Origin of the sequence: Streptomyces sp. NTH33, assembly GCF_003236365.1 — a bacterium.
GTDB lineage: Bacteria > Actinomycetota > Actinomycetes > Streptomycetales > Streptomycetaceae > Streptomyces.
In genome coordinates, this window is sequence record NZ_POTZ01000360.1 from 1 (window position 1) to 7195 (window position 7195).

Sequence of the window (7195 nt, forward strand, 5' to 3'; positions counted from 1 at the left end):
GGCCAGGGGGGCCAGGGGACAGGAATACGGGGAAGCCATCATAGGATCTATGAAATTGCAGAAATTTGCAATTGCGTGAATCGTGTGGCCCGTGTCGGTCGCCGTGACGGTCTCGTGTCCAGCCCGTGTCGCAGCCGCTACTGTGTCAGGTGAGCGGAACGGGACACGTCACTTCGTGGGGCTTGGAGGATCACCGGTGGGAAGCTCCGAGGAGTCCGGAGAGGCCCGTGTACGGCTGCCGCAGCTACGGCTGGACGAACTGCTGGAGGAGTTGCAGGCACGCCTGGACGCCGCTCGCGGAACCCGGGACCGGGTGCACAGCCTCTTGGAGGCGGTGCTCTCCGTCGGCCGGGAACTGGACCTGGAGCAGGCGCTGCACAGCATCGTGGACGCGGCGGCGACACTCGTCGACGCGGAGTACGCGGCGCTGGGCGTGATCGGTCCGGACGGCCGGCGGCTGTCGGCGTTCCACACCGTCGGGGTCGGCGAAGAGGACATCGCCCGGATCGGCCCGTACCCGGAGGGGCACGGAATCCTCGGTGAGCTGATCCGGAACCCGGAGCCGCTGCGGCTGCCGAAGCTGTCGGAGCATCCGGCGTCGTACGGCTTCCCGGCGCACCACCCGCCGATGAACACCTTCCTCGGCGTCCCGATCCGGGTGCGGGACCAGGTCTTCGGCAACCTGTATCTGACCGAGAAGCGGGGCGGGGCCGAGTTCGACGAGGAGGACGAGTCGGTCCTGTCCACGCTCGCGGTCGCGGCGGGTGTCGCCATCGACAACGCGCGGCTGTACGAGGAGTCGCGGCTGCGGGAGCGCTGGCTGCGGGCCACCGCGGAGATCACCCACAGCCTGATGTCGGGCGCCGCCCAGGCGGACGTGCTCAAGCTGATCGCCGAGCGCGCGCGTGAGATCACGGGTGCCGCGCTGGCGGTGATGTCGACACCGGTGAAGGGCACGGACACGCTCACCGTGGAACTGGCCGTCGGCCTGCAGGCGGAGGCGCACCGCGGACTGGTGCTGCCCGTCGAAGGCACCCTCACCGGGGAGGCGTTCGTCGGCGGGGCGCCCGTGAGTAGCCGGGACGTCGCCCATGATCCGCGGATCACGGCCGGCCCGCCGCGGTTCGCCGGCCTGGGCCCGGCCGTGGCCGTGCCCATCGGGGCCTCGGACGACCATGACGACCATGTACAAGGGGTGGTCCTGCTGGTCCGGGAAGCCGGTGCGGGGGACTTCTCGGAGAAGGAGCTGGAGCCGCTGCGGGGCTTCGCCGCGCAGGCCTCCCTCGCCATGGAACTGGCCGAGCGCCGGCAGGACGCCGAGCAGATCGCCCTGCTGGAGGACCGCGACCGCATCGCCCGGGACCTGCACGACCTGGCGATCCAGCGGTTGTTCGCCACCGGCATGACGCTGCAGAGCGCCGGACGGTTCATCGACCACACGGGGGCCAAGGAGCGTGTGCTGCGGGCGGTGGACGACCTGGACGAGACCATCAAGATCATCCGATCGACGATCTTCGGTCTGCGCCTGCGCGGCGACGAGACCCCCGGCCTGCGGGCGCGCGCGGTGCGCGTGGTCGGGGAGGCCACGCCGGTGCTGGGCTTCGCGCCCAGTGTGCGGATGGAGGGGCTGCTCGACACCCATGTCCCCAAGGAGACCGCCGACCACGTGGTGGCCGTCCTGTCCGAGTCGCTGACCAACATCGCCCGCCACGCGCACGCCGACCACGCGGAGGTGGTGCTGGAGACCGACGGCAGGGCGGTACGCGTCACGGTCACCGACAACGGCGTGGGCATTCCGCCCGAGGGCCGCCGCAGCGGTCTGGCCAACATGGCCGAGCGGGCCCGGAAACTGGGTGGCGACCTGGAGTGGACCACGCCCGAGGGCGGCGGGACCAGACTGGTGTGGCAGGCGCCGCTGAGCCCGTCCGAAGGGTGACCGCGGCGGCCCGGCGAACAGGACCGTCGGATCAGTGGTGACCCTCGCCGTCCTGGCGCACCACGACCACCGGACAGGCCGCGTACTGGGCGCAGCGCTGGCTGACCGAGCCGAGCACCGCGCGGGCGAAGCCCCCCAGGCCCCGGCTGCCCACGACGAGGGCCTCCGCTCCTTGCGAGGCGCGGATCAGCACCTCCGACGGATCGCCCTGGACGAGACGCGTGCGCAGGGAGGCCGGGCGGTCGTCCCCGAAGACGCCGCGCAACCCCTCCGCGAAGCGCTCCCGGGCCTGTTCCTGATCGAGCCCCGGGGAGATCGCCGGCCCGGCCCGGCCGACGAACGACGGCGTGTCCCAGCCGTGGATCGCCTCCACGACACCGTCCACCAGCTGCGCGTACCGCACCGCCCAGCGCAGCGCCGCGTACGACGACGGCGAACCGTCCACACCCACGACCACCCGGCGTCGCGGTTTCGAGGGTTGCATGGCCACCTCACTCAGCAGTCGCTGTCCCCGACGTCCACGCTGCCGGGCCCGTCACGAATGTGCCATCCGGAGCCCGCGGGCTCCCCGCGTCCATGGGGCCGGCCGGTCCCGGCAGGGGACCTGCGGCCCCTGGGCGGCGTGCGCGGTGGCAGGAATTCTCGAGGTGGAACACTCGTCGCAGGAGGAGGAGCCCATGCCCCGCACGGTCACCGTCGGTCTCGACGGTTCCCCCGAGAGCCGGGCCGCCGCCGAATGGGCGGCGCGGGAGGCGAAGCTGCTCGGTGTGCCGGTGAAGCTCGTGCACGTGTGGGAGCCGGTGCCGGAGCCCATGGCGCAGGCGCCGCTGCCCGGCGCGGAGACCCACCGGCACTGGGCGGAGAAGGTGCCCCGGGAAGCGGCCGAGGGACTGCGACTGCGTCACTCCGGAGTCGAGGTCATCACCGAGCAGCTGACCGGCCCTCCGGCCGAGTCGCTCGTCAAGGCCGCCCAGGAGGCCGACCTGCTCGTGCTGGGTTCGCGCGCCCTGGGCGGGGTCGGCGGCTTCATGGTCGGCTCCGTCGGGCTGTCCGTCGTCGCGCACGCCGAGCGGCCCGTCGTCCTGGTCCGCGCCGGTGAACAGGCCGCGGACGAGCACGAGATGGACCCCGCGGGCGTGCCCTCCGCCGCGACCGGCTTCCGGCCCGTCGTGCTGGGCCTGGACACCGCCGCCCCGGACGAGGAGCTGATCCGCTTCGCCTTCGAGGCGGCCCTGCGCCGCGGCACCTCGCTGCGCGTCGTGCACGGCTGGTACCCGCCGCCGTACTACGGGTACGGCGTGCCCGCCGACGCCGGACTGTACGGATCGCTCGCGGCCACCGAGGCCACCGCGCTGACCGACGTGCTGCGCCCGTGGCGGCAGAAGTACCCGGACGTCGGGGTCGCGGAGGTCTCCCGTCCCGGCAGCGCCGCCCACCTGCTCGTCACCGCCGCGAAGGACGCGTCCCTGGTCGCCGTCGGCCGGCGCGTGCGCCGCAGCCCGTTCGGCGCCCACATCGGTCACGTCACCCACGCCGCCCTGCACCACTCCACCGTCCCTGTCGCGGTCGTCGCACACGACTGAACACCTCACAGCCGAGGAGCGGGAAACATGAAGGCAGCGGTCGTATGGGGCTTCGGCGAGCCCCTGGTCGTCGAGGAGCGCCCGGACGCCGACGAGGCCGTCGACGAGGTGCTGGGCGGCAAGGCCGGGGCGAGGACCGTGTTCGATCTCGGTACGGGAGGGTGAGGACGATGAAGCTGCCGCTGGTCGTCGGCGTGGACGGCTCCGAGCCCAGTCTGCGGGCCGTGGACTGGGCCGCCGACGAGGCCGCTCTGCGACAGGTGTCCCTCAGGGTGGTGTACGCCTCGCTGTGGGAGCGCTACGAGGGCGCCGCGCTCGCCCGGGAGCTCGGCAAGCCGGACGGGCAGGTACGGGCCGAGGACGTCGTCGAGGCCGCCGCCCGCCGTGCCCGCGCCCGCCATCCCGACCTGCCGATCAGCAGGGCCGCCCTGCCCGAGGAGCCGGAGTACGCGCTGGTGCGGGAGGGCAAGAACGCCTCCGCCCTGGTCGTCGGCACCCGGGGGCGCAGTGGTGTCGCCAACCTGCTGCTCGGCTCGGTCAGCCTGTTCGTGGCCGCGCACGCCGACTGCCCCGTGATCGTGATCCGCGGCAACAACGACAACCAGGCCCGCACGGCGGTGCACGGCCGGGTCGTCGTCGGGGTCGGGGACGAATTCGCCGGGGCGGTGCGGTTCGCCGCCCAGGAGGCCGAACGGCGCGGGGCCGTCCTGGAGGCCGTACGGGCCTGGCGGTGCCCGGCGCACGAGAGCGTCGACCACCCGCTGATCACCGGGGAGCCCGAGCACGTCCACGAGGAGCGGGCCGCCCAGGCCCTGGAGGCGGCGCTGCGGGACGTACCGCCGCAGGTGAAGGTGGAGCGCCGCGCCGTGGAGGGCCCGGCCCGCAGGGTGCTCCTGGCCGCCGCCCACGAGGCCGACCTGCTGGTCGTCGGCGCCCGGCGCCGCCCGGGGCACTTCGGCCTCCAACTCGGCCGCACCGCCCACACGGTCCTGCACCACGCGGCCTGCCCGATCGCCGTGGTACCCGAACGGGCATGAGGCCGCGGCAGGGCCCCGGCACCGGTTCCCCCGGCGCCGGGGCCCTGCCGCGACACGGACCGTTCGGCCGGCGTGTCAGCTCGTCTTCTGGTCCCAGAGCGGGCCGACGAGCTCCCACTCCGCCGCCCACTGGTCGTAGCGGCGCTGGTCCAGCCGCCGGCGGACGGCGGTCGTGGTCACGTAGGAGAGGCAGGCGAGCGCGAGTGCGGCCGCGGTGCCGAAGAGGGCGGCCTCGACGCGGCCCTCGGCCGGGGCGGCCGGCCGGGGGACGAGGACACCGTGGCCGTCCTGCCAGACGGTGACCGTCGCCCCGGACCGCAGACCGCCGTCCACCGGGGTCAGGCCGATCCGGGCGGTGCCGTCGGGGGCGGTCCAGCGGACCTCCGCCATCGGCCGGTGGCGGTCGCTGTCGGCCGGCGCGGTGGGCGGGGTGTCGGTGAGCAGCACGGCCCGGACCGGCTGCCGGTCGGCACGCTGCCGGGCGAAATCCTGATCGGTGACGCGCGCCACCACCGTCCCGGCGACCGCGCCGCCCACCACGATCACCACCCACATCGCCAGGACGATCCACGCCTCGACGACGTCCTCGCGGCGGCGCAGCGGGTTGCCGCGCCACCGCCACAGCCTCCTTCGGACGCGTCCCTTGCGCTTCCCGCCGCTCATCGGCCGCCACCTCCTCGTTCCGTGCTCTCGAACATGGCAGTGGTGACCATGGAAGGACTTGGGCCGGTCAGCCCTGTCCCGCGGGGACCACCGGCCCATGCCGGGAGACCGGCGCGGTGGCCGGGGCCGTCCCGAACTCCGGCAGCAGCGCGAAGACACCGGCCAGACCGGTGCGGCGCAGGATCCGCCGGAAGGACGTGCTGTCGCTGACCAGCCGCAGCCGGCCCCCGCGGGCGGCGACACGGTTGCGTGCCCGGCACAGCAGACCCAGTCCGGCGCAGTCGATGAAGGCCACGGACCGCAGGTCGAGCACGAGGTCCGGCCGGGGCCCGGCGGTGAGCACGTCGAGGCGCGGAGCGAGGGACAGCCTCGTGGCGAGGTCGACCTCGCCACTGAGAGTCACGACGGTCGTGGAGCCGACGGCGCGTTCCGTATGGCTCAGGGCGGTCCTGGCATGGCTCTCGGACATACGGCCAGCACAGCCGGTCCGGCAGGGTGCGCGGAAGGGCCGTTCGGCCCCCTCCCGGAAACCCGAAGAGCCCGGGCCGCCGGCCGTCCCGTACACGCGTGCCCCGGTCGGCCGGCCGGTGGGGCCGGCCGGCCCAAGCGCGACGCCGAACCGTCGGACAAGCTGGATCTGTGGGGCAAACCCGGCGGCGCCCGCCGGCGTCCGGGCCGCGCCCGCCCGCCGCGGACCGCCGGGCCCCGGCCGCCCCTCCGAGAACCCGTCCGAGCAGAAGAGGGTGAGGATCGGTATGAAGGGCTACGTCTTCCACGGTCCCGGGCAGTCCGCCTGGGAAGAGGTTCCCGACCCGGACGTCAAGGAGCCCACCGACGCCGTCGTCCGCGTCGACACCGTCACCATCTGCGGCACCGACCTGCACATCCTCAAGGGCGACGTGCCCGAGGTCCGCCCCGGCACGGTGCTGGGGCACGAGGCCGTCGGCGAGGTCGTCGAGGTCGGCGCCGACGTGCGTACCGTACGGCCGGGGGACCGGGTGCTGGTCTCCTGCATCACCGCCTGCGGCCGGTGCCGCTACTGCCGCGAGGCCATGTACAGCCAGTGCCTGGGCGGCGGGGGCTGGATCCTCGGCCATTTCATCGACGGCACCCAGGCGGAGTTCGTCCGCGTGCCCTTCGCCGACCTGTCCGTGCATGTGCCGCCCGCGACGGTGGCCAGTGCGGACGCCGTGCTGCTGGCCGACATCTTCCCCACCGCCTACGAGGTCGGCGTGCTCAACGGGCGGGTACGGCCCGGGGACACCGTCGCCGTGGTCGGTGCCGGGCCGATCGGACTCGCGGCGATCGCCACCGCCCACCTGTTCGCGCCCGAGCGCGTCATCGCGGTGGACATGGCGCCGGCCCGTCTGGAGGCCGCGCGGCGGCTGGGCGCCGAGGCGGTGGCCGACGCCCGCGAGGCCCCCGAGCAGCTGGTCGCCGATCTCACCGGCGGGCTCGGCGCGGACGTGGTCGTCGAGGCGGTGGGCGTGCCGGAGACCTTCGAGATGTGCACGCGCATGGTGCGGCCCGGTGGTCATGTGGCCAACGTCGGCGTGCACGGCAGGCCGACGACCCTGCACCTGGAAGAGCTGTGGATCAAGAACGTGACCATCACCACGGGGCTGGTGGACACCCGCTCCACGCCCACGCTGCTGAAGATGGCCGCCGCCGGCCGGCTGCCCACCTCCCAGCTGGTCACGCACACCTTCCCGCTGGAGCGGATGGAGGAGGCGTACGACGTCTTCGCCCACGCCGCCGAGACCGGGGCGCTCAAGGTCGTACTCGGCGGACCGCAGCACGAGGTCGTCCCCGTGACCACGGACTGAACGGGCCGTTCTCCTCGGCGGCCCGGGACCGACGGCCCTCGTCCTTCGGTCCGGGGCGCCGGAGGATGGGGGTACGCAACCACGGTCGTGCCCGCCGTGTTGGGCTCGCCGTGCCGGGTGGAAAGACGGATGGCTGATGTATCGCAACGA

At 73.8% G+C, this 7195-nt stretch carries 8 protein-coding genes; 5 read left to right on the forward strand and 3 right to left on the reverse strand.

The window, feature by feature from the left end; all coding sequences use genetic code 11:
• Positions 1-196: 196 nt before the first annotated feature.
• A complete protein-coding gene (locus C1I97_RS27200) occupies positions 197-1936 on the forward strand; it encodes a sensor histidine kinase (RefSeq protein ID WP_111005792.1) in 1740 nt (579 codons plus the stop codon).
• Between the two features lie 31 nt (positions 1937-1967).
• Here the strand turns inward: C1I97_RS27200 and C1I97_RS27205 are convergent, their stop codons facing one another.
• Positions 1968-2420: a universal stress protein gene (locus tag C1I97_RS27205; RefSeq protein WP_111005793.1), complete on the reverse strand. Its 453-nt coding sequence runs from the start codon at positions 2418-2420 to the stop codon at positions 1968-1970.
• A gap of 193 nt (positions 2421-2613) precedes the next feature.
• Here C1I97_RS27205 and C1I97_RS27210 point away from each other — a divergent pair, with 193 nt between their 5' ends.
• The 3 genes from C1I97_RS27210 to C1I97_RS27215 are packed head-to-tail and all read left to right on the forward strand — an operon-like array spanning position 2614 to position 4556.
• A complete protein-coding gene (locus C1I97_RS27210) occupies positions 2614-3519 on the forward strand; it encodes a universal stress protein (RefSeq protein WP_111005798.1) in 906 nt (301 codons plus the stop codon).
• A gap of 27 nt (positions 3520-3546) precedes the next feature.
• A complete protein-coding gene (locus C1I97_RS40170; protein WP_181446937.1) occupies positions 3547-3684 on the forward strand; it encodes a hypothetical protein in 138 nt (45 codons plus the stop codon).
• Positions 3685-3689: 5 nt separating this feature from the next.
• On the forward strand, positions 3690-4556 hold the full coding sequence (locus C1I97_RS27215; RefSeq protein ID WP_111005794.1) for a universal stress protein: 867 nt from the start codon (positions 3690-3692) through the stop codon (positions 4554-4556).
• 75 nt (positions 4557-4631) lie between these two features.
• Here C1I97_RS27215 and C1I97_RS27220 read toward each other — a convergent pair whose 3' ends face one another.
• Positions 4632-5219, reverse strand: a complete 588-nt coding sequence (locus tag C1I97_RS27220; protein ID WP_111005795.1) for an Rv1733c family protein — start codon at positions 5217-5219, stop codon at positions 4632-4634.
• A 67-nt stretch (positions 5220-5286) separates the two neighbouring features.
• Positions 5287-5688, reverse strand: a complete 402-nt coding sequence (locus C1I97_RS27225; RefSeq protein WP_111005796.1) for an STAS domain-containing protein — start codon at positions 5686-5688, stop codon at positions 5287-5289.
• A gap of 286 nt (positions 5689-5974) precedes the next feature.
• Here C1I97_RS27225 and C1I97_RS27230 point away from each other — a divergent pair, with 286 nt between their 5' ends.
• The gene (locus tag C1I97_RS27230) at positions 5975-7045 is read left to right on the forward strand and encodes a zinc-dependent alcohol dehydrogenase family protein (protein ID WP_111005797.1); all 1071 of its coding nucleotides are present in this window, start codon (positions 5975-5977) and stop codon (positions 7043-7045) included.
• Positions 7046-7195 lie beyond the last annotated feature (150 nt).

Coding starts and splice junctions, on each gene's coding strand:
- C1I97_RS27205 (WP_111005793.1), bottom strand. CDS start 2,420: ATGCAACCCTCGAAACCGCGACGCCGGGTGGTCGTGGGTGTGGACGGT.
- C1I97_RS27210 (WP_111005798.1), top strand. CDS start 2,614: ATGCCCCGCACGGTCACCGTCGGTCTCGACGGTTCCCCCGAGAGCCGG.
- C1I97_RS40170 (WP_181446937.1), top strand. CDS start 3,547: ATGAAGGCAGCGGTCGTATGGGGCTTCGGCGAGCCCCTGGTCGTCGAG.
- C1I97_RS27215 (WP_111005794.1), top strand. CDS start 3,690: ATGAAGCTGCCGCTGGTCGTCGGCGTGGACGGCTCCGAGCCCAGTCTG.
- C1I97_RS27220 (WP_111005795.1), bottom strand. CDS start 5,219: ATGAGCGGCGGGAAGCGCAAGGGACGCGTCCGAAGGAGGCTGTGGCGG.
- C1I97_RS27225 (WP_111005796.1), bottom strand. CDS start 5,688: ATGTCCGAGAGCCATGCCAGGACCGCCCTGAGCCATACGGAACGCGCC.
- C1I97_RS27230 (WP_111005797.1), top strand. CDS start 5,975: ATGAAGGGCTACGTCTTCCACGGTCCCGGGCAGTCCGCCTGGGAAGAG.